Here is a 23053-nt window from a genome sequence, read left to right as displayed (position 1 = left end):
ATAACAGGACTCAATAGTTAGCCAAGCGATACAGACTAACGCAGCTACGCTGAGGAGTTGACTCGCCGACAGAAACTGCCTACCTTCATTGTGCATTAAAAGAAACTAAGTGTTCGATAAAAGTAAAACAAATACGAGCCACTTAATTTTACGGAGCCCTTCATGGCATCAGTGTCTCACCGTTCTGGTAGTGCATCAGGCGAGTGCCCTTTTCAACCATCACAGGCGTCCGTGGCATTATCGCCTACCGGTTGCCCAGTCTCCCCTGAAGCGGCCGAATTCGATCCCTTCGATGCGCCTTATCAGCTTGACCCCGCTGAGGCGCTGCGTTGGTTCCGCGAACAGGAGCCGGTGTTCTACAGTCCCAAACTCGACTACTGGGTCGTGAGCCGCTATGAAGATGTAAAGGCGGTTTTCCGTGACAACGTCACCTTCTCGCCCTCTATCGCGTTGGAGAAACTAACCCCCGCACCGCCCGAGGCGACGAAAATTCTCGAGGGCTACGGTTTCGCAATGCGTCGTACCATGGTCAACGAGGATGAACCGGATCACATGGAACGCCGCCGCCTCCTGATGGATGCCTTCCTGCCCGAGAACCTTGAGAAGCACGAAGCGTGGGTACGTGAGTTGGTGCGTGACTATATGGATCGCTTCATCGACAAGGGGCATGCAGATCTGGTGGGCGAGATGTTTCGGGAAATTCCCATGACCGTCGCACTGCGCTTCCTGGGTGTTCCCAATGAAGATGCCAAGGAGCTTCGCAAGTTCTCGGTTGCCCACACGCTGAATACCTGGGGCCGCCCATCCCCGGAGCAGCAACTGCAGATTGCCGAGGATGTGGGCCAGTTCTGGCAAACCGCACAAACTATCCTCGACCGCATGTGTGCCGATCCCAGCGGCGAGGGGTGGATGTACGACTCTATCCGCATGCACAACAGGCATCCTGACATTGTGCCGGAGAGCTATTTGCGCTCGATGATGATGGCCATTCTGGTGGCTGCCCATGAGACCACCGCGTTCGCCACCACCAATGCCTTTCGTACTCTGCTATCGAACCGGGAGTCATGGAACGACATCTGCGAGAACCCTGCTTTGATCCCCAGCGCTATCGAGGAGTGCCTGCGCGCCGCCGGTTCGGTCGTGGCCTGGCGACGTATCGCTACCGAAGACACCCTGGTAGGGGGCAAGAAGATTCCGAAGGGGGGTAAGCTGTTAATCGTGCAGGCGTCGGCCAACCGCGATCCGAGGCACTTTGAAAATCCTGACGAGTTCGATATCTACCGCCATAACTCAGCGGAGCACTTCACTTTCGGCTACGGTGCGCACCAGTGCATGGGGAAGAATATCGCCCGCATGGAGATGCGCATCATCCTTGATGAATTTGTCCGTCGATTACCCCATATAGATCTGGTCGAGGACCAATCGTTTGAGTATCTGCCCAACACCTCTTTCCTTGGGCCCACGTCGCTATGGGTGGAGTGGGAGCCTGCGCAGAATCCTGAACGGCGACACCACGCTGTGTTGGAGAACCCTACGCTTTTCCATATTGGCGCACCTATCAAGGAGGATATCGTGCGTCGGGTCGTGGTCGCCGAGGTGCAACGTGAAGCTGAGGCGGTGATCCGTGTTGGTCTGGTGGATCCCCATGGGCGTGAGCTACCCGACTGGACCCCCGGTTCGCATATAGAGCTGGTATCGGGAGAGTGGCGCCGCTACTACTCACTGTGCGGGACACGCGATGACCGTAACCGTCTTTCCATCGCCATCCTGCGAGAACCCGAGGGGCGCGGCGGCTCGGTGTACTTCCACGATACGGTCAAGCCGGGGGATGTATTGCATATCGCTGGTCCCAAGAACCATTTCCACCTGGACGAGACGGCAACGCGCTATACCCTGATAGCCGGTGGTATTGGCATCACGCCGATTATTGCCATGGCGGATCGACTCAAGGCTCTCGGCAAGCCCTATGTACTCCACTACTGCGGTGCCGGACGGCGAACCATGGCCTTTTTGGAGAGAGTCGAACGTGACCATAGCGCCGCGCTAACCCTCCATGCCGGTGATGAAGGGTGTCGCCTTGATCTACCGAGTGCACTTAGCAGCCTAGCCGAAGGTGAACAGGTCTACGCCTGCGGCCCTGAGCGCCTGCTGGAGGCGCTTGGGTCGCAGGCGGAGAAGTGGCCCGAGGGTACCTTGCACGTTGAGCACTTCACCGCTCGCTCCAACATCCTCGATCCTGAGAACGAGCACGCCTTCGAAGTAGTGCTGGCGGACTCCGACCTGACGCTGCAGGTCGGTAACCACCAGACCCTGCTTGAGGCGCTAACCGCGGCGGGGGTGGATGTACCGAGCGACTGCTGCGAAGGCCTGTGTGGTACCTGCGAAGTGGCTGTGACCGATGGGAATATCGATCACCGAGACCTAGTGCTCAGCCGTACGGAGCGCGACGCTAATGACCGAATGATGGCCTGCTGCTCGCGGGCAGCGGGCAAGCGTCTGACTTTGGCGCTCTAAACGTTAACACCCTTAAAAGAACCTCTGTTTTACACTGGCACCATCGGGTACATGAACCATCAAAAAGGATAATCACAATGAAAAAAATGGCGACTTTGACCACCTTTTCAGCCCTGATGCTCTTGAGCTCTTTTCAAGGCGCGGCAGCGGCCGATACCGTGCTTCAAGTGAGTACCTGGGCGGGCCCTAACCACGGCGTTAATACCATCGTCTGGCCCACATGGGGGAAATGGGTTGAAGAGGCGACCGATGGTCGCGTCAGTGTCAATGTGACCCACGACCTTGGGCCGCCTAACGCGCAAATGGAGTTGGTGGCAGACGGTGTCGCCGATGTCACCTGGCTCTTCCACGGTTTAATGCCAGGGCGCTTTGAGCTGACCAAACTACCGGAATTCCCCACCTTTGAAGACTTTTCATCAGAAAATGCCTCCGTGGCTTACTGGCGTACTCACCAAGAATACCTAAGCGATGCCGGAGAGCATCGCGGCGTAGAAGTCCTGGGGTTGGGAGTGCATGGCCCTGGGGCGCTCTTCCTGGCTGAACCGATCGAAAGCCTTGACGATTTGCAAGGTAGACGGGCGCGCATAGGGGGCGGCGTGATGGCAGATATTTCCAGCGCGCTAAGCCTCACCGGTGTCGCACTACCGCCAGGTGGGACATACGAAGCAGCCACGCAAGGGGTGATCGACGGTGCAATGCTAACCCTTGAGGGACTTAAGAGCTTTCGATTAGCCGAGGTATTGCCCTACACGGTACAAATGCCGGGCGGCTTCTATCGTGGCAGCTTTTCCCTGGTCATCAATCCTGATACCTGGCAGTCGCTTTCCGAGCAAGACCGTAACGCCATTATGGATGTCTCAGGCGAAAAGCTGTCCCGTCTGTTTGGTTTCATGATGGATACCGTCGATGTGCGTGGCGTTGAGTTTGCCAAGGAGGAGGGCAACACCTTTATCGAGTTGCCTGCTGAAGAGGTCGAAAACTTCATGCAATTGGCGGCTAACCTTCCCAGCGACTGGTTTGAAGTGGCAACTGCGAAAGATGTTGATGGAGAGGCTGCCCGCGCATTCTTTCTCGAACAATTGCAGGTTGTCGCAGGCGACGATGAAGGCCTGAGCGCTGACGATGTGGTTGATCCTGACGCCTAAACTACGTGTTTTTAATGTGCTAGGCTTTGTTTGAAAAGTCGGCGAGCGAAGGCCAGACAAGGCAAAAATCGGCGAAAAGACGGAGTTTACATGGTGTAAATGAGTACTTTGAGCCGATTTTTAACGCCGTATGGTCGAGCGCAGTCAGTTTTCAGACAGAGCCTAACTCATATTCAGTCAATGCTGCCTCGCTTAGAGAAAGATATATTGGCAAAACTTATCGGAATGAGGGAATCTTGATCTAGGCAGTAATAGGCTTTTGGTGAGTATAGCGTTTCTGAGGAGCTGTATTGCTCATAAGCGAACTCGTTGAGTTCGCTTATTATGCGGCTGAATAGTTGTGGAGTTTTATTCGACTCCATCACTATTGTCAGATGTTTAACTAGAGATGTGGGAATAAGTTATAACTTGTTGGTGAGTTTTTTTAAGGCTTTCTGTGTGCGATGCATAAGTTGCCTGCTAGGTCTTCAGATACAGGTATGGCGTCAAGTTTGTCACAGTCGCCTGTTAAGCAGTCTCCCGTTTTAATGTCAAACGCCGCCCCATGCGCACTGCATAGAAAACGGTGGCCATCTGATGAAATGATACTGTCCGACCGATAGTTTAAAGGTAAATATTGGTGGGGGCAGGCATTAACGTAGCAATAAATCGTGCCATTTATGCGTGTTGCAATGACCGGGAAAGATCCATTGCTGCTCATTACTTCCACGCAGCGTGCTTTGCCTTCTGGTATAGCGCTAGAAGGGCAAATAACAGCCCCCTCTTGGGGGGCATTTTCATAGTTACGCCAAGCGTCATGCACGGTGTGCCCTTTTACTATTCAGCGGTACTTTGCAACACGCCGCGGTTAATCTGATCCTCTTCGATGGACTCGAAAAGTGCTTTAAAATTGCCCTCTCCAAAACCATCATCGCCTTTACGCTGGATGAACTCGAAAAAGATGGGGCCAATCACCGTTTTGGAGAAGATTTGTAGCAAAATTCGAGTTTCACCGCCGCCCACGACACCTTCGCCGTCAATCAAAATGCCACGGCTGCGCAGTTTATCGAGAGGCTCCTGGTGGTCTTTAACACGCTCTAGCGACTTTTCGTAGTAGATGCTCGGCGGGCCAGGCATAAATTCGAGACCTGCATCAGCGATTAAGTCAGTACCGGAGTAGATGTCGTTTGTGGCAATGGCGATATGCTGAATGCCTTCGCCGTTATATTCGCGCAAGTACTCTTCAATCTGACTGTGATCGTCGGCACTTTCGTTAATGGGTATGCGAATTTTACCATCGGGAGAAGTCAATGCACGGCTGGTAAGGCCTGTCATTTTACCGGTGATATCAAAGTAGCGTATTTCGCGGAAGTTAAAGGTGTCATGGTAAAACTTATACCATGTGTCCATATTGCCGCGAATAACGTTATGAGTGAGGTGATCAAGATAGTAAAAACCAAACCCCTTAGGATTAGGATCTACCTCATCGAACCACTCAAATTCGTTTGAATAACAGCTGCCTTTTTCGCCATACGTATCAATAAAGTAAAGCAGCGAACCGCCTATGCCAATAACCGCAGGCGCATCGATGGACTTATTACCTGTGAACTCTTCTGCACCCAAGTCGACGGCACGTTTTAGCGCATGCTGAGCATCAACGACGCGCCAAGCCATTGCTGGAGCACAGGGGCCGTGCGCCTCAATAAATGCTGACGCATGCGAGTTAGGCTCACTGTTAAGCAGGTAGTTGATATCGCCTTGACGATAAACGGTGATCGACTTGTCACGATGTTTTGCAACGGGAACGAAACCCATTTGCCGAAATAAACTATCTAGTTTTTCCGGCTCGGGGTGTGCAAATTCAACAAACTCGAAGCCATCTGTGCCCGCTGGGTTTGCATCATTTATGGTTGCTTTGGGTGCGTCATGAGGGAAGGGGCCCATCGTTGTCTCTCCTTTATTGTCTTGTTGGGTGACAAGTTCAGTATAGGGAAGAGCCGGTACAATTAGGTTGCAAACTAACCTAAGATGCAGCCAAATAGTGCATAGAATGTGCGCAAAAGGAGTGCTGTATGCACGGAATTTCATTGGATCGTTATGATCTTGCAATTTTGTCAGCATTGCAAAAGAACTCAGCCCTCACCAATTCAGAGCTGGGTGAGCGAGTCAGCCTGTCTCCCTCTCAGTGCTCCCGACGCAAAGCGCGGCTAGAAGCCGAAGGTGTGATTAAGGGCTATTCGGCTAGGCTTGATGCTACTAGCCTAGGGTTTGGGCTGCGCGCTATCACCAGGGTTAATCTCAAAGCTCATGGTGAAAGCATGGATGATGATTTTGTGACATTACTGACGAAGCACGCCATGGTTCGTGAGGCCTATTCTGTGTCGGGAGACGCAGACTATGTGTTACATATCATCGCCAAGGATCTAACAGCGTTTTCGGACTTTATTCATCATCATTTATTACCTCATCCTAATGTCACCCAGGTTCGCTCTGAAATAATACTGCGTAGTATGAAAGAGGAGCAGGGGTTGCCGGTGGAAGGTGGCTAAGTAACTGCGTTTGTTTTGTGCTGTGAGGGTTCTATGCGTCTTAAATTTCACTGTCAGAATCGAATCGGCATTCTTCGCGATATTGTGGCCCAATTTGCTGACTACAGAATTAATGTCGCGCGAGGTGAAGTGGGGGGCGATCACGGCAGTACCATCTATCTACATGTCCCACAATTACTTAATGCTCAGTTGAGTACGCTTAAACCAGTATTGGAAGGCATTCCCGGTGTGTTTGGCGTTAAGCGCGCTAGCTTGATGCCCAGCGAACGGCGCCATTTGGAGTTGGATGCGCTGCTATCCTCGCTTTCTGACCCAGTGATGTCGATAGATATGCAGGGTCGGATTGTGGCGGCCAACCGTATTGCTGTCCAGGTATTGGGGGTGCGTGTTCAAGAAGTACCAGGGCTCTCGCTGGATCGTTACCTTGATGAGGTAGACCTTCCCGATTTAATTCGCCGTAACAACTCACGCATCAATGGGCTGCGGATCAAGCTGAAAGGCGATACCTATCTTGCTGATATCGCTCCCCTGCACACCGAAGACACGAATGTAGATTCATTAGCCGGAGCGGTTGTGACGTTACATCGTGCTGACCGCATCGGTGCCCGTATTTATCAAGTACAGCGCCAAGAGCTGCGTGGCTTTGAAGCCATCTTTCAATCGAGTTCGCGATTGGAGGCCGTGATCAACGAGGCGCGTCGCATGGCGCCATTAGACGCACCGCTACTGATTATGGGTGAAACGGGAACCGGGAAAGAGCTAGTGGCCAGAGCCTGTCATTTGGCCAGCCCCCGTGGGCAAGCGCCGTTCGTGGTGCTTAATTGTGCTGGGCTTCCTGAATCAATGGCCGAAACAGAGCTTTTCGGTTACGCACCCGGTGCCTTCGAGGGCGCTCGCCCGGAAGGAAAGCTTGGCCTTCTGGAGCTTAATGCAGGCGGTACGGTCTTTCTTGATGAAGTCGGTGAAATGAGCCCTCGGCTGCAGACGAAACTGTTACGCTTCCTTCAGGATGGCGGATTCCGTCGAGTTGGGAGCGACGAAGAAACCTTTCTTGATGTGCGGGTGATCTGCGCCACTCAGCAAAACCTACCTCAGCTATGTAGTGAAGGTCTGTTTCGGCTAGATCTTTATCACCGTCTCAATGTGCTCTCTCTACAGGTGCCCCCTTTGCGCGAATGCCTGGACGGCATCGAAGACTTGGCGGCCTATGTGCTTGATCGTGCGGCGCGTCAGATAGGCTGTCCTTTACCGGAGCTTTCGACTGCTGCGTTGGAAAAGATAACCGGCTACGACTGGCCGGGTAATGTGCGTCAGTTGGAAAATGTGCTGTTTCAGGCGGTGTCATTATGCGAAGAGACGGCCATTCAGCCAGCGCATTTGCGCCTTCCGCAGAGCGAAGTGTCGCCTGCGCTTACTTGCATTCCCTTAGAGGGAAGCTTGAGCGACATGTTAGGGGAGGTGGAAAGAAATATCTTAAGTACGTTGTATCAACAGCATCCTTCCAGCCGCCAGTTAGGAAAGCGGTTGGGCGTTTCGCACACCACTATTGCCAATAAGCTCAAGCGTTACGGCATTGGTGCTCAAGAAGATTCTTAAAAAGTCCCATGGCAGGTGAATTAACTGTCACGATTTGTTTACGGGGTGTCAGAAAAACGCAACGGCAAGACCCCAGCCCTCGGCATATCCTCTTACGCGTAACGATTAGTTTACAGTTGAGACTCGCTTATGTGGGTAGCATCGCGCTCAATGTGATGTGACCCCATTCCTGCCCTATCGCTATCCCCATAGACTCTTTATAGATTGCTCTTTATGACTGGTTGATCACAGTTGGTTGGCTTTTATAAGTAGCTAATCGCTCTTAAGTAGCTGTTCTAGCTGCTCATAAATAAATAGCCTAAAAAACAATATCAATTTATAAGGTTTCCCAATGACAACGACAAATACGCCTCCCAATACGCTGTGGCTGGGCCGCTGGGGATTTGTACTGGCAGCCACTGGTTCTGCAGTGGGACTCGGTAATATCTGGAAGTTTCCTTACATCACGGGCGAGTTCGGGGGTGGCGCTTTCGTGCTGGTCTACCTGGCCTGCATATTGGCGGTAGGCGTCCCCATCATGATGGCTGAAATCAGTTTTGGCCGCCGCGGGCGAGGAAGCCCGGTTGACGCTATCCGTCGGGTGGTGCATGAATCGGGTCATGGTAGCTTCTGGTCGATCTTCGGCTGGATGGCCATGCTCTGTGGCTTCATGATTTTGTCTTTCTATGTGGTGGTCGCTGGCTGGTCATTCTCCTACCTGTGGAAAATGCTGAGCGGCGGACTGGCAGGCAATAGCGTCGATGACATGGCGGCAATTTTCGCCGCTAATAATGCCAACCCTTTCACGCTAGGTGCTTGGAGCACGCTAGTGACGGTGCTGACCATGTTCATCGTCGGCAAAGGCGTGCAGGCTGGCATTGAAAAGAGTGTCAGTTGGATGATGCCAGGTATGGTGATCATGCTGGGTATATTGATCGGCTACGGTGCTTTTTCCGGTGGCTTTGCTGAAGCATGGTCTTTCCTGTTCTCTTTCAATACCGAAGGGTTAAGCAGTGAAGGATTATTAGCAGCGCTGGGGCATGCCTTCTTTACCTTGTCGCTCGCATCGGGTGCGATTCTTACCTACGGCTCTTACCTGCCAGAAGGGCACTCCATCGCGCGCACGACATTCAGCGTGGCCATTGCCGATACCGTTGTCGCACTAATGGCAGGCTTGGCTATTTTCCCGATTATTTTCGCAAACGGAATGAATCCCGGCCAAGGGCCAGGATTGATCTTCATGAGCTTGCCATTGGCCTTCCAAGCGATGCCGTTTGGTACGCTGTTTGGCGTTCTGTTCTTTGTCATGCTGTCGATGGCTGCGCTTACGTCGTCGATTTCGATGATTGAGGCGACAGTCGCCTGGCTTGTTGCAAGCAAAGGGCTGACGCGTAAACGAGCATCGTGGGGTGTGGGTATCGTGCTGTGGTTGGTGAGTACCTTGGCAATGCTGTCATTCAACATGGGCGCGGATTGGACGTTTGCAGGTCGCACTTTCTTCGATTGGCTGGACTACCTGACCTCCCGCTGGATGATGCCGTTAGGCGGTTTGGGTATGGCGCTAATGGCAGGTTTCCTGCTGCGTACTGAAATATTCAGGGAGGAGCTAGGGCTCTCCCGTACCCAGCATGCACTGTGGCTATTTATGGTGCGTTACGTCAGCCCATTAGGCATCGTGTTAATTTTCATTGATACGCTGGGCCTAGCGACACTCCAGATAGGTACTCAGTGGCCGTGGTTACTAGCACTGCTGGTGCTGATCACCGTGGTAGGAGAGTTCGCTAGCCCGCGATTACGTCAACCGGCTTCCTGAAGCTTTTCAGGAACAAGTGCTCAATAGATCTGAATAGAGAGATTGAAGCGCTCCCATCCACAGATGGGGGCGCTTTACGTTAGAGGGATACAATGAGCCGGTTTGCCTGCTGCCAGTTGCCCTGCCACTTCCTGTTTTAAGTTGTGGGCTAACGTTGCGGTTGACGTTACATAGCAGCGTTTTGTTAGCGAATCGGAATAGCGGTCTCTTCTTTGATATTACGTAGCACGAAATTGGAATTGACCTGGGAAATGCCATCCAAGGTGAAGAGTTTCTCATTCAGAAAGCGGTCATAAGCCGCCATGTCTTCGATAACCACTCGCAGCACGAAATCCGCGTTGCCGGTAGTGGCATAGCACTGCAGCACTTCTGGGTATTGCAGGATGCGGTTTTCGAACTCGACGGTGTTGTCGATGTGGTGGCGAACCAACGTCACCATCACCAATGCCGACAGTGGCTGGCCCACCAGGCTGGGTTCCACCAACGCCGCAAAGCGGCGGATCACGCCACTCTCTTCCAATGCCTTTACACGTCGCCAGCAGGCGGCGGGGGATAGCCCGATCTGTTCGGCGAGCTCATTGTTGGTAATGCGCCCCTGTTGCTGAAGCAGGGTAAGAATGCGCTGATCATGCCTGTCTAAGGTGATTAGTTTGGTCGCTTCTTTCATAGTGCCATTTCATTTGTTTGTGGTTTGTTGAATATCATTGCGTTAAATCTCAAAAAATGAAAGTAATGATCAATAACCAGGCTTTTGAAGAGTGAATTAGCAAGCACCTTTAGTGCGCTCTTGGCTAGACTCAAGCGTATTACAACCATAACTCTTCAACCGTACTGGTGAACTCCCATGACAACCCCCTCGATCGCTGAGCAGGCGGGTTCTATTGCCCAGCCTCTCGATATTGCACTCGATGACAATCTTCTCGATGACTATGCGCTGGCCGATCGCTATACCCGCGGAGAAGGCCGTGTCTTTCTCACCGGCACCCAGGCATTGGTGCGTATCGCCTTACGCCAAGCCGAGCTTGATTGCCACAATGGCCGCCATACGGCAGGACTCATCAGCGGCTATCGAGGCTCGCCCTTAGGCGGTGTAGACCAAGAGATCTGGCGGGCGAAAGCCGCCATGGAAGAGCACCACATCGATTTTGTCCCTGCTATAAACGAAGACCTTGCCGCCACCATGATGCTGGGTTGCCAGCAAGTCGAGACAGACCCCGATAAGCAAGTAGATGGCGTGTTTGGCATGTGGTACGGCAAGGGGCCTGGCGTTGATCGCGCGGGCGATGCCTTAAAGCACGGTAATGCCTACGGTAGCTCGCCGACTGGCGGTGTGCTGGTGGTTGCCGGGGATGACCATGGGTGTGTGTCGTCCTCCATGCCACACCAGTCTGATGTCGCCTTTATGGCGTGGTTCATGCCGGTAGTGAGCCCTGCATCATTGGCGGAATATGAACGCTTTGGGCTTTGGGGCTATGCACTTTCACGCTTCTCGGGTTGCTGGGTGGGTTTCAAAGCCGTTTCTGAAACCGTAGAGAGTGGCGCGTCGGTGGACGTGCCTCCCTTGCCAGAATATGTAACGCCCGATTTCGATATGCCGGAAGGCGGGCTGCACTACCGCTGGCCCGACTTACCTGGGCCCCAGCTTGAGACTCGCCTTGAGCACAAGCTGGCCGCCGTTCAGGCGTTTGCCACGGCCAACCCGATTGATCAGTATTTATTTCGCCAAGAACAGGCGACGTTTGGGCTGGTGACCACAGGCAAGGGACACCTGGATTTACTTGAATCGCTGCGTTTATTGGGGCTGGATGAAGCGAAGCTGCGTGAGCTGGGAATCGAAATATACAAAGTCGGGATGGTGTGGCCTCTCCATCGCCCCAGCATTCTTGAGTTTATTCATGGCAAGCGCGAGGTGCTGGTCATTGAAGAGAAGCGCGGCATCATCGAAAGCCAGTTGAAGGAGTACATGTCGGAACCCGATCATCCAGGCGAGGTCATCGTTACCGGCAAGCAGGATGAAACCGGCAAACCCTTGATTCCCTTTGTTGGAGAGCTGAGCCCGCGTCTCTTGGCAGGCTTCGTGGCAGAGCGTTTAGAGCGCTTTTTCAAGATCGATTTTAGCGACAAGCTGGCAACTGTTGATGCCTGCCGCGCTGGTGTTAAAGAGCTCGGGGGTGTACGCCGTATGCCCTATTTCTGCTCCGGCTGCCCGCATAATAGCTCGACTAAGGTACCCGAAGGCAGCAAGGCGCTGGCGGGTATCGGATGCCATTTTATGGCTTCGTGGATGGATCGCAGCACTGAATCGTTAATTCAGATGGGTGGCGAAGGTGTTAACTGGGTGGGCAAGAGCCGCTTTACCGGCAATGGCCATATTTTCCAGAACTTAGGCGAAGGCACCTGGTTTCACTCGGGCTCAATGGCCGTGCGCCAGGCAGTGGCTGCCAACGTTAATATTACCTATAAAATTCTGTTCAACGACGCGGTTGCCATGACGGGCGGCCAACCTGTAGATGGGCAAATCAACGTGCCCATGATTGCCCGGCAATCGCTGGATGAGGGCGTTCGCCGAGTCATGGTGGTCAGTGACGAACCGGAGAAGTACCGGGGGCATGAAAAGGAATTCCCTAAAGAGGTTACCTTCCATAGCCGCGAAGAGATGGATACGCTGCAGCGTGAGCTGCGCGAAATTACAGGCTGTACGGTGTTGATTTATGATCAGGCATGCGCGGCTGAGAAACGTCGTCGGCGCAAGCGCGGTCAGTTGGAAGACCCCGCCCGCCGGGTGTTTATCAACCACCATGTTTGCGAAGGCTGTGGTGATTGTTCCGTACAGTCCAACTGTTTATCGGTGGTGCCTCGCGAGACCGAGCTAGGTCGCAAGCGCAAAATCGACCAGTCCTCCTGTAACAAGGACATGTCCTGCGTCAGTGGTTTTTGTCCCAGCTTTGTCACTGTAGAAGGTGGCGGGCTGCGTAAAGGCCAGGGCGTTGCGGCAGATAACGCCTTTTGGCAACGTATAGCGCATTTGCCTAACCCCTCCATTGCCACTTTGACGGCCCCTTACGACTTGCTGGTGGGGGGCGTTGGTGGCACGGGGGTGGTGACCATCGGGCAACTGATCACCATGGCGGCACACCTGGAAGGCAAGGGCTCCAGCGTGCTCGACTTTATGGGGTTTGCGCAAAAAGGTGGGGCAGTACTGAGCTATGTGCGCTTGGCATCTCAGCCCAGTGAGCTTAATCAGGTACGTATCGAAGCGGGGCAGGCCGATGCGATGATCGCTTGCGATATGGTGGTGGCGAGTTCTCAGAAAGCGCTGAATGTGCTGCAGCCGACCACGCGTATTGTGGCGAATCTGGCCGAGCTAGCCACAGCGGATTATGTGCTTTATCGCGATGCGGATATGCAGCCCAGCAAGCGTCTTAACATGTTGCGTGAAGCGGTAGGAGATGAACGCTTTGCTTCTCTAGATGCCAATCGCCTAGCTGAACAGCTGCTAGGGGATACCGTATTCTCCAATATGATGATGCTCGGGTTTGCCTGGCAGCAAGGGCTGGTGCCGCTTTCTGAGCCTGCGCTGCAGCGTGCTCTAGAACTCAATGGCGTCGCAGTGGAAAAGAACCGCCAAGCATTTGCCTGGGGGCGCTTGGCAGCGGTGGAACCTGATTACCTCCAGCAGCACCTGGATAAGATGCCACTGTCCGCGAATGCCACACTGGACGAAGTGGTAGCGCGTAATCGTCGCCACCTGGAGCGCTATCAGAACCGAGCCTGGGCTGAACGTTACGTGACCCAGGTGACTAAAGTGCGTGAAGCAGAAACAGCGCTAAAATGTGGCCAATCACTGAGTGAGGCCGTTGCTCATCAGCTCTATCGTTTGATGGCGTATAAAGATGAGTATGAAGTGGCGCGACTTTACACCCAGAGCGATTTTCTGGATGAGATCAAAGCAACGTTTTCTGGTGATTACCAGTTAACCTTCCACTTGGCGCCGCCGCTTATAGGTGGTCGTAAGGATGCTCAGGGGCGTCCAGTGAAGCGCCGCTTCGGCCCCTGGATGCTGAAGGCAATGGGCGCGTTGGCAAAGATGCGCGGTTTGCGCAACACGGCTCTCGATCCTTTCCGCTTCAGCGCCGACCGCAAGCTCGACCGCGCCTTATTGGCTGATTACGAGCAGTTGATTGATGAGTTAGTGGCACGTCTTGATGGCACGAATCACGCCACGGCATTAGCGCTTGCTAAGCTGCCGGAAGAGATTCGTGGTTTCGGACCCGTTCGCGAAACTGCCGCTGAGAAAGCTAACGAGCGTCGTGAGACGTTGCTGAAGGAGCTACGTGAAGGTCGCTCGAAGACCATCGCTGTCGAAGCTGCTTGAGGCGATCCATATAGGTATGAAAGGCCACGCAATGCGTGGCCTTTTGCTATGCATCTATACAACGACCCACTAAGCCTCTTTTCGGCGGCATACCAGCAGCCAGTGGCTTAGCAAGGCGAGTAGCCCCATCAGCCCGATCGTCAAGGCCATGGTGCGCGAGCTGCCGTCGTGGAATTGCCCGACTAATCCACCTACCACAGCGGCAATTGTCATTTGCAGAAAACCAAACAAGGAAGATGCCGCGCCTGCACATTGAGGGTTGGGCGCCAGTGCACCGGCCATTGTTTGTGGCATCAAAATGCCCACCCCCAGCATAAACACTATATGGGGGCCCACCACCGCCCAGGGGTGATGGACGCCAACGGCAGCCAAGCCCGCCATGACGAGGCCCCCAGTTGCGCAGATTACGGTGCCCAGGGTAATGAGGCGATCACGACCCAAGCGGTGGCTATATCGGCCGCTGACCAGCGTCCCGACGAAGAAGCCCGCGACAATCAGCGTGAACAGCACGCCATAAAGGGTAGGGGCGACGCCCATGTACTCGATGAGCACAAAAGATGAGCCAGAAAGGTACGCGAATAACCCGGAGAACGCGGCAGCATTCACCAAGGTGTAGCCAATAAAGGCACGCTGAGTCAGTAGTAAGCGAAAGTTAGCCAGTACGGATTTCGGGTGGATCGATTGCCGCCGCTCCTTCGCCAACGGCTCGGGCAGCATAAGTATCAGCACCGCCAGCATCACTGCCGCGTAGAGCGCCAGCACCACGAACACCGATTCCCAGCCAAAAAACAGCAGTAACCCCGCGCCTACCACAGGGGCCAGAGCAGGGGCGAGCGCCATGGTACTTGCCATATAGGCGAGGATACGTCCGGCCTCGATGGGGCCATGAATATCACGTACCGCTGCCCGTGCTAATACCGGTCCAGCAGCACCGCCGAAGGCCTGCAAAAAGCGGCCTGCCAGTAACCACTCGACGCTAGGCGCCCAGGCACACAGTAGGCTCGCAGCGAGAAACAGCGATAACCCTGTGATCATCACCGGGCGGCGGCCAAAGCGATCAGAGATTGGCCCGCACAATAGTTGGGCCAGAGCGAATCCAGCCATATAGAGGCTAAGGGTCAGCTGTATTCGGTCTGGGCCAGTATTCAGCGCTTCTGCCATGGCGGGCATGGCTGGCAAGTACATATCCGTCGCCAGCGGGCCGAGCGCAGTCACTGCAGCCAGGGCCACGACGGTGGCGGTAGAGGGCAGCTTTAGCACCCCTTAACTCCTTATGGTTGGACGTGATGCCCCTTCGGACACGAGGCGGGCGCCTTCCCGAATGGAAAGACGCCCGCTTATGTTAGCCTGCTTAGTATAGCTTGACTTAGCTGGCGTCAGGCTGCACCTCTGGTGCTGCCTTTTCGAAGGCTGGCAGTGAACGACAATTGGCAGCGATACGCTGAATCGTCGGATAGGCTGACAAATCACACTCGAAACGTTCCGCGTTGTACACCTGGGGAATCAGGCATATATCCGCAAGCGTAGGGGTGTCGCCATGGCAAAAATCTCCACTGCTGGGGGCATTGGAGAGCGTTGCTTCCAGAGCGGTGAAACCCTCGGCAATCCAGTGGTGGTACCAGGCTAGCTTAGCCGCTTCATCCGCTCCCATTTCTCTCACTAAATACTTGAGTACCCTCAGGTTGTTGAGTGGGTGAATCTCGCAGGCCACCGACTGAGCGAGCGCACGAACCCGCGCCCGTTCTAACGCGTTAATCGGCAGCAGGGCAGGCTCGGGATGTACTTCATCGAGATACTCGCAGATCGCCAGTGACTGGTTAATCACCGAGCTATCGTCCAACACCAGGCTAGGCACCAGCCCCTGAGGGTTGCGCATCAGGTGGTCGTCACCCCGTTGCTCACCTTTCACCAGGTTGACCGGGATCTGGTCATAATCCAGTCCCTTAAGGTTTAAGGCAATACGCACCCGGTAAGCAGCCGACGAGCGGAAATAGCCGTAAAGCGTCGTCATGTTGCCTTCCTTTATTTGGGCTGGTACTGCACTACTTGCTGATCGATCGTACCAAATATGTTGTTGCCATCGCGGTCGAACATCTCGATACGAACCCGGTCGCCAAAACGCATAAAAGGGGTTTTTACTTGGCCGTACAGTATCTGCTCCACCATGCGCACTTCGGCTAGACAGCTATAGCCAACGCCACCGTCAGCCACCGGCTTTCCAGGGCCGCCGTCGGGGTCTGGGTTGGAAACGGTGCCTGAACCAATGACAGCGCCGGCACCGAGATAGCGGGTCTTAGCCGCATGGGCCACCAGCTGTGGAAAGTTAAAAATCATATCTGGCCCGGCTTCTGGCTCGCCAAACTTCTCGCCATTCAAGTGCACGGTCAGTGGCAGGTTCACTTTACCATCCTGCCAGGCATCGCCCAGTTCATCTGGGGTCACCGCAATGGGCGAGAACGAAGAGGCGGGCTTTGCTTGGAAAAAACCGAACCCCTTTGCGAGTTCACCTGGAATCAGACCACGCAGACTCACGTCGTTGACCAGCATCACTAGCTTAATGTGCTTGGCGGCTTCCACGGGGGATACTGCCATCGGTACGTCACCCGTAATGACCGCGATCTCGCCTTCAAAGTCGATGCCATGCTCTTCACTAACCGCCTCAATATCGTCGGTGGGTGCCAAGAAGCAGTCGCTACCGCCCTGATACATGAGCGGGTCTGTCCAGAAGGTGTCAGGCATCTCGGCATTACGCGCCTGGCGTACCAGCTGGACATGGTTCAGATAGGCGGAGCCGTCAGCCCACTGATAGGCACGCGGTAACGGGGAGTGCAACGCACTTTGATCAAGCTTAAAAGCGCTTTCAGTACCACCACTGTTAAGCTGAGCATAGCGCTCTTCAAGCTGAGAGCTAACCGCTTCCCAGTTCTCAAGGGCAGCCTGAAGTGTGGGAGCAATATCAACGGCGCTCACAGCGCGGGAGAGGTCACGCGAGACGATGATGAGTTCTCCGTCGCGGCCCTGCTTAAGTGTTGCCAGTTTCATAGTGATTCAATCCTTGTCGTCAGGGTGGTATAGGGTTCAGGGCTGGCTTGGGTTGAAGTGGGAGCGCAGCGTCGACCAAACATCCACATAATCACGTTGACGGAAGTCAGCATTCAGTGCCGCAGGGGTCGGGTGAAAGAAGTAGCGGCTTTCAAACATGAAGGCCAGTGTATCGCCTATGAAGTGGGGCTTAAGCTCAGCGTTGGAGGCCTTTTCAAAGGTCTCAGCATCGGGGCCGTGGGGCGACATTGAGTTATGTAGACTGGCGCCGCCAGGGGTGAAGCCTTCAGCTTTTGCATCGTACTCGCCATGAATAAGCCCCATAAACTCGCTCATTAGATTGCGATGGAACCAGGGCGGTCTAAAGGTGTTCTCGGCAACCATCCAGCGTGGCGGAAAAATCACAAAATCAATATTAGCCATTCCCGGTGTATCGGAGGGTGACGTCAATACGGTGAAGATTGACGGGTCCGGATGATCGAAGCTAACCGTATTGATGGTGTTAAAGTTGGCAAGATTATATTTATAAGGCGCGCAGTTGCCGTGCCACGCCACCACATCTAACGGCGAGTGGTTTAGTTTTGTCTCCCAGAAACGACCAGAGAACTTAGCCACTAAGCGGTAGTCGCCTTCGAGGTCTTCGTAGGCTGCCACAGGGCTTTGGAAGTCACGCGGGTTTGCTAGGCCGTTAGCCCCGATAGGGCCGAGGCCGGGCAGCTCTAAAGGACTACCGTAGTTCTCGCAAATATACCCCCGTGCAGCCTCAACACCCTGAGCTTTACGCACTTGGAATTTCACACCGCGAGGAATGACGGCAATTTCACCGTTATCGATCTCAATGTCACCAAATTCGGTACGTAGACGAATGGCCCCCATTTGCGGAACGAAAAGCAGTTCTCCATCGGCGTTGTAAAAAAACCGCTCTGTCATGTCCTTATTAAAGGTGTAGACATGCACGCCCACGCCCGCTTGAGTACCCGCATCGCCGTTCACCGCAATGGTAAACAAGCCATCGATAAAATCAGTCGGTTCATTAGGTAATGAAACGGGATCCCAGCGCATCTGGTTAGGATCCGCCGCTGGCTTGTTTAACGGGGCCGTGTGTACGTTGTTATTTTCTAGTGGCTGGTAAGCGCTCTGAACGACAGAAGGGCGAATGCGGTAAAGCCAACTGCGAAAGTTTTGATGACGTGGCGCTGTGAATGCGGAACCGGTTAGTTGTTCTGCATATAATCCATAAGCGCACTTCTGAGGGGAGTTTTGCCCAATCGGCAATGCCCCTGGAAGTGCTTCAGTTGAAAAGTGATTATGAAAACCGCTCTGATATTGCAATTGTTCAGTCATTGTTAAGTCCTGCGTTATTTGAACGTTATAGTGAACAATGTATGTCGGCTACTTATCGCCCACTAACCCAGCATGGGAAATTGCCTCTTCAAGCACCCGTTGATCGCCAATGTGGTTAGCAAGCAACAGGATTAGGCGTGCATTGATACGCTCGCTCTCGGCTTCGCTGCGGTCACGATGCAGCGCCGTTAGCGCGGCGTAAAAGGCGTCCGGATCAGTGAAGTTCGGATTCAGCTCAAGCCTTGGCATGGCAGCTTTCCTGGAAGGTAGTGTCAACGGCGCCCGCAAGATGAATACCCAGCGCGCGGTCTAACGCGTCGTCAACCTTGCGGGCAGTGATGGCGTGCCAGCGAGCGGCAATATGCTGATCAGGGCGAATAAGGTACCCGGCTCCTGAATTCAGGCCGTATCGTTGCGCCACGAGCCCCTCTGCATCGTCTACGATGGTTGTGCGCGGTAGAGCGCTAAGCTCATCCGTTGCTGGGCCAACGACCACCATGCTTAAATCAGTGCGACGGCCTAACAGCTCTTTCAACGGCGTGGCAAGCGTGTCGGTGTGTCCATCCTCAAAGCGGCCGTCGAGTAACAACACAAAGCCATCGCCAAATTGATTGAGTAGCCAGGCGTTCTCTTCTCTCAATCGAATGGGAGCGTCCTTGGCCGGGCTGCCGGGGCGCAGTTCTCTCGGGCCACCATTAACATCGGGTGTATTGAGCGGTGAGGTGTCATAGCGGCAGGGCATGGAAAGGCGACCGCTGTTGACCAGGCTACGTGCGAAGGCATGTTTCTCAGCCAGCTCCAGCGTCACATCTCGGAACACTTGGCTGATATGGCTCTTCGGGGTAATAAAATCAGTGGCGCGGGTCGAGTTAAGGATGTTCTCTGCCGCGCCATGCTGGCGCTCAGTGTTGTAGGTGGACAAAAGCGTTTTTGGCGCCTGCTGTTTGAGAACGCGGGCTAGTTTCCACACTAAATTATCCACACCCTGTAGGGCACCATTGGCACCTCTGGCGCCAAAGGGGGATACCTGATGAGCCGCGTCACCTATGAATATCACGCTATGGTGAATGAAATTATCCATCTTACGGCAGCGGAAGGTGTAGACACTGGCCCACTCAAGCTCGAACTCCACGTCTTGGCCAAGCATTGCCTGCACTCGTGGGCGAATGTTCTCTTCTTTCTTTTCTTCTTCCGGGTCAGCGTCCCTGCCTAGCTGGAAGTCGATACGCCACACATTGTCCGGTTCTTTGTGAAGCAGGACTGACTGATTGGGATGAAAGGGCGGGTCAAACCAAAACCATCGTTCTGTAGGGAAGTCGGCCTTCATCACCACATCAGCAATCAGGAACCTGTCCTGAAATACTTGGCCTTTGCACTCAAGGCCCAGTATGTCTCGGATTCGGCTGTTAGCTCCATCCGAGACGAGGAGGTAGTCACAAGTCAGCTGGTAATCACCGTCTTGGGTAGAGACCTTGATGGCGGAGCACTTAGGCTGAGCATCGACATCAATGACCTTATGTTTCCAACGAAGGTCAATTTGCTCTGGAAAGTCGTGAGTGCGGTTGACCAGAAACTCTTCAAAGTAATACTGCTGCAAGTTAATAAAGGCGGGCATACGGTGGCCGTCTTCTGGCAGCAGGTTGAAGCCGTAGACCTCGCGATCCTGGAAGAAGACGCGACCGTGCTGCCAGGTGACGCCTTTTGCAAGCATCGGCTCGACGCAACCCAGGCGGTCTACAATTTCCAGCGAACGTTTAGCAAAACACAGGGCCCGCGACCCCACGCTAACGGTGTTGTTATCGTCCAGAAGAATCGAATTAACGCCTTGCTGAGCCAAGTCGATGGCGGCGGCGAGGCCGCTAGGTCCCGCTCCGACAATCACTACCGGATAGTGGCGAACTTCTTGAATATCGAGTTCAGGCGGGCGCCGATAAGGATAGACAGGATTTTTATAGGTTGTTGGCATCTATTTGCTCCCGTTCAGCGTCGGGTGCGTGACACCCGACTGCTGGGCATGATCAGTGGGTGTCACTGGTGGCACTTACTGATTTTCGACGGCGTCCTGTAGCGAGTGCCACATAGCGGTATCGCGTTCTGCCGTCCAGATGCGGGGATCCGGGTACTCGCCGCCTGCTTCGTCATAGCAGCGAGTGATATCGAAAGGCACACAGTGATCGAAGATGACCCAGTGACCATACTTCAGCTTAAGTACCGCGTAGGTCTCGGCGTAACACTCGGAGAGAGACTTGCCCGCCGCCTTGCCCGCTTTAACACTTCCATACATATCATTTAGGAAGTCGCGAGTGCCCTGAATGGCTTCCTGGCACTGTTCGGCAGTTTGCAGTGCATCACCGCGGCCAGGCACTAGCTTTTGGGGCTGCATGGATTGCAGGCGATCAAGCGTGGCAGGCCAGTCCTCGTGGTAAGCGTCACCGGTGTAAGGGGTGGCGCCATACTCAACGAGGTCACCGGAAAACATTACTTTTTCCTTCGGCAGCCAGACGACGGTATCGCCCTTGGTATGTCCGCGGCCAAGGTGGATGATCTGTACCTCACGCTCACCCATGTAAACCGTCAGCTTCTCTTGAAAAACTATGTTTGGCCAGGTTAAGCCAGGCACAGAGTCCACACCCTTGAACAGGCGAGGGAAACGACCGACTTCTGACTCATAGTCTTGCTGACCACGTTCGTTGATCAGGTCATAAGTGTTCTGGCTAGCGTAGATATTCTCTGCATCGTACGCGGAAGCGCCGAGAACACGCACGGCATGGTAATGGGTCATTACCACATGCTTAATCGGTAGGTCAGTCACTTCGCGGATACGGCGGATGACATCCTGAGCCATGACGGGCGTTGCCTGGGTGTCGATAACCATCACGCTGTCATCGCCAATCACGATGCCCGTATTGGGGTCACCTTCAGCAGTGTAAGCATAGAGCCCTTCTGCCAGCTTGGTGAAGCTGATCTTCTTCTCTTCGGTATCGGCATGGGACGCGAATTTCTTGCTCATGATATCTCCGGTGCTATCAGGGTGATTCAGGTATTCATTGAATTGTTGTGTGCTTGAAGGATAGTTTCTAATGAAACTAAATGTCCAATGTTTCATGGACGAATCACTCTGTCTTTTGCATCGTATTGACGATAATTCTTAATAAATCAGATGGTTATTGCAAATTAATACTTAAGTATAATAAATAAAATCGTGAAATTAGTTGCAAGGGAGAGTATCTGTCGGCACTGTTCCACCTTATGATAGGTGCATTGCTGGAGCCTACATTCCCAGCTATCGTGCGGATTTTGGTCATCACCACTTCTGATAAACGGTGGCTTTAGGAGAAACAAAATGACGATGGATAAAGCAGACGGCGATGTGTCACTGGAATCTTCAGCCAGGGTAGAGCTGGATCTCAACCAATTTTTACCCTATCAGCTTAACCGTTTAGCTGACCGAATCAGCCAGGCGTTAGAGAAGCTTTATGCCGAGTCTTATGAACTCAATATTGCCCAGTGGCGTGTGCTTGCCTGGCTTAGCCACTGTGATGATTTAACCGCTAAGAAGGTCTGCGCTTACACCAATATGGATAAGGCTCGCGTGTCTCGCGCTATTCAGTCACTGGAAGACCGTGGACTGATAAGCCGCACGCCCTCACAGCAGGATCAGCGACTACATGACTTGCAACTGACGGACGCCGGACAAGCGCTACTCAATAAGTTAGTGCCCGAAGCCCAGGCGTGGGAGGCCGGCCTGGTGTCGACCCTGAGCGTTGGTGAATATCGTGATCTGCTTAATACAATGCGCAAGCTTGAACGGCAACTGGAGAGAATTGGCTAGAGGCTTGATGCTGGGAAGTCGAGCCCAGGTGACAGATCGCATTTTTGCCGGTGGTGTGTCGTTAGTGTATCGATAGATAAGATTTGTGTAACAAAAGAATGGGCGAAAAATAACCCCATATAGCCATTGATAGTCACACGAAGAAACAATGTTTTTGGTGTAAGTGTTTGTAGTTTAAGTTAATAATGTAAGTTAATACTTAAGTATTAGAATCTATTAGTTGATGGATCGTTGCATGATCCACGTATCTAAAGGCATTGTGATGAATAACGTGATTCGTATAATTTATATATTTCAATAATAAAGTATCACGTTAGGCGCAATGAGTGATTAACTAGCAATCTCACCCACCGCACGCATGGCTTATCAACATCATTCAACAAAAACGATGAGCGCTTTACCCAGTTCGTGACGACCAGATGGCGCTATGCTGGTGCCGGAAGGCCTTAGAAGCTTTCGGGTAGCCGAGGTATTTCCCTATACCTTGACGGTGGATGGGGGCTTTTATCGAGGCAGCTTCACCATTGTAGTGAATCCGAGTATCTGGGATGAGATGTCTGCAGAAGATCGTGCCGCTGTGGAAGACGTCTCGGGTGAGCGGTTATCGCGACTGTTTGGCTACATGATGGATGTATCCGATGAGCGGGGCGTCGAGTTCGCCGAAGAGCAGGGTCATACCTTTACAGCCCTTGGCGACGAAGATCTAGAGACGCTGCGCGGTATCAGTAATGACCTGGTTGACACCTGGTCCGAGAACGTAAGTGAACGGGGTGTCGATGCGCAGGCTGCGCTTGATTACTTCCACCAACAGCTTGAAGAAGCTGCTACACAAGAGAGCGTGGCATCCTTAGTGCCACAATCATAATTACCCTTCGCCAAGTGGAG

Annotated in this window: 17 protein-coding genes and 1 pseudogene; 8 read left to right on the top strand and 10 right to left on the bottom strand. The window is 53.5% G+C overall.

Going from position 1 to position 23053, the window contains the following annotated elements; genetic code table 11:
• Positions 1–162 precede the first annotated feature (162 nt).
• Together E0L35_RS14835 and E0L35_RS14830 are read left to right on the top strand one after the other, a co-directional pair.
• Positions 163–2514 carry a cytochrome P450/oxidoreductase gene (locus tag E0L35_RS14835; RefSeq protein WP_171051158.1) on the top strand — a complete coding sequence of 784 codons (2352 nt, stop codon included), beginning with the start codon at positions 163–165 and terminating at the stop codon, positions 2512–2514.
• A 77-nt stretch (positions 2515–2591) separates the two neighbouring features.
• On the top strand, positions 2592–3659 hold the full coding sequence (locus E0L35_RS14830) for a TRAP transporter substrate-binding protein (RefSeq protein WP_138800691.1): 1068 nt from the start codon (positions 2592–2594) through the stop codon (positions 3657–3659).
• A 424-nt stretch (positions 3660–4083) separates the two neighbouring features.
• Here E0L35_RS14830 and E0L35_RS14820 read toward each other — a convergent pair whose 3' ends face one another.
• A complete protein-coding gene (locus E0L35_RS14820; protein ID WP_138800689.1) occupies positions 4084–4461 on the bottom strand; it encodes a Rieske (2Fe-2S) protein in 378 nt (125 codons plus the stop codon).
• A 14-nt stretch (positions 4462–4475) separates the two neighbouring features.
• The gene (hppD, locus tag E0L35_RS14815; RefSeq protein ID WP_022521422.1) at positions 4476–5582 is read right to left on the bottom strand and encodes a 4-hydroxyphenylpyruvate dioxygenase; all 1107 of its coding nucleotides are present in this window, start codon (positions 5580–5582) and stop codon (positions 4476–4478) included.
• A 128-nt stretch (positions 5583–5710) separates the two neighbouring features.
• On the opposite strand from hppD, the gene E0L35_RS14810 reads away from it, so the two are divergent.
• The 3 genes from E0L35_RS14810 to E0L35_RS14800 all read left to right on the top strand — a co-directional run bounded on the left by E0L35_RS14810 (position 5711) and on the right by E0L35_RS14800 (position 9575).
• Positions 5711–6187 carry an Lrp/AsnC family transcriptional regulator gene (locus E0L35_RS14810; RefSeq protein WP_022521423.1) on the top strand — a complete coding sequence of 159 codons (477 nt, stop codon included), beginning with the start codon at positions 5711–5713 and terminating at the stop codon, positions 6185–6187.
• Between the two features lie 33 nt (positions 6188–6220).
• A complete protein-coding gene (locus E0L35_RS14805; RefSeq protein WP_138800688.1) occupies positions 6221–7783 on the top strand; it encodes a sigma-54-dependent transcriptional regulator in 1563 nt (520 codons plus the stop codon).
• Between the two features lie 331 nt (positions 7784–8114).
• Positions 8115–9575, top strand: coding sequence for a sodium-dependent transporter (locus E0L35_RS14800; RefSeq protein WP_041159076.1), 1461 nt, complete (start codon positions 8115–8117; stop codon positions 9573–9575).
• Positions 9576–9759: 184 nt separating this feature from the next.
• Here the strand turns inward: E0L35_RS14800 and E0L35_RS14795 are convergent, their stop codons facing one another.
• On the bottom strand, positions 9760–10242 hold the full coding sequence (locus E0L35_RS14795; RefSeq protein WP_138800687.1) for an Lrp/AsnC family transcriptional regulator: 483 nt from the start codon (positions 10240–10242) through the stop codon (positions 9760–9762).
• A gap of 177 nt (positions 10243–10419) precedes the next feature.
• Between E0L35_RS14795 and E0L35_RS14790 the strand changes: the two genes are divergently transcribed.
• The gene (locus E0L35_RS14790; protein ID WP_138800686.1) at positions 10420–13950 is read left to right on the top strand and encodes an indolepyruvate ferredoxin oxidoreductase family protein; all 3531 of its coding nucleotides are present in this window, start codon (positions 10420–10422) and stop codon (positions 13948–13950) included.
• 69 nt (positions 13951–14019) lie between these two features.
• On the opposite strand, the gene E0L35_RS14785 is transcribed toward E0L35_RS14790, so the two are convergent.
• From E0L35_RS14785 to E0L35_RS14755, 7 genes are all read right to left on the bottom strand, one after another.
• Complete coding sequence (locus E0L35_RS14785; RefSeq protein WP_138800685.1) at positions 14020–15210, bottom strand: multidrug effflux MFS transporter; 1191 nt, start codon at positions 15208–15210, stop codon at positions 14020–14022.
• A gap of 106 nt (positions 15211–15316) precedes the next feature.
• Positions 15317–15961 carry a maleylacetoacetate isomerase gene (gene maiA, locus E0L35_RS14780; protein WP_138800684.1) on the bottom strand — a complete coding sequence of 215 codons (645 nt, stop codon included), beginning with the start codon at positions 15959–15961 and terminating at the stop codon, positions 15317–15319.
• Positions 15962–15972: 11 nt separating this feature from the next.
• Positions 15973–16992, bottom strand: coding sequence for a fumarylacetoacetate hydrolase family protein (locus E0L35_RS14775; RefSeq protein WP_138800683.1), 1020 nt, complete (start codon positions 16990–16992; stop codon positions 15973–15975).
• Positions 16993–17028: 36 nt separating this feature from the next.
• Entirely contained in the window at positions 17029–18336 is a 1308-nt protein-coding gene (hmgA, locus tag E0L35_RS14770; protein WP_138800682.1) for a homogentisate 1,2-dioxygenase, read from the bottom strand.
• Positions 18337–18384: 48 nt separating this feature from the next.
• Positions 18385–18585: a DUF2783 domain-containing protein gene (locus E0L35_RS14765; RefSeq protein ID WP_138800681.1), complete on the bottom strand. Its 201-nt coding sequence runs from the start codon at positions 18583–18585 to the stop codon at positions 18385–18387.
• Positions 18572–20302: an FAD-dependent oxidoreductase gene (locus E0L35_RS14760; RefSeq protein ID WP_138800680.1), complete on the bottom strand. Its 1731-nt coding sequence runs from the start codon at positions 20300–20302 to the stop codon at positions 18572–18574. The genes E0L35_RS14765 and E0L35_RS14760 overlap by 14 nt, the downstream gene beginning before the upstream one ends.
• A gap of 75 nt (positions 20303–20377) precedes the next feature.
• Entirely contained in the window at positions 20378–21346 is a 969-nt protein-coding gene (locus tag E0L35_RS14755) for an MBL fold metallo-hydrolase (protein WP_022521434.1), read from the bottom strand.
• 333 nt (positions 21347–21679) lie between these two features.
• Here E0L35_RS14755 and E0L35_RS14750 point away from each other — a divergent pair, with 333 nt between their 5' ends.
• Complete coding sequence (locus E0L35_RS14750) at positions 21680–22168, top strand: MarR family winged helix-turn-helix transcriptional regulator (protein WP_022521435.1); 489 nt, start codon at positions 21680–21682, stop codon at positions 22166–22168.
• Positions 22169–22586: 418 nt separating this feature from the next.
• Positions 22587–23033, top strand: a pseudogene (locus tag E0L35_RS14745) (C4-dicarboxylate ABC transporter substrate-binding protein); the annotation flags it as partial.
• Positions 23034–23053 lie beyond the last annotated feature (20 nt).

It is taken from the genome of Halomonas sp. ATBC28 (assembly GCF_005937175.1).
In the GTDB taxonomy this organism is placed as follows: Bacteria; Pseudomonadota; Gammaproteobacteria; order Pseudomonadales; family Halomonadaceae; genus Vreelandella; species Vreelandella titanicae.
This window is presented reverse-complemented; position numbering and strand designations above follow the sequence as displayed.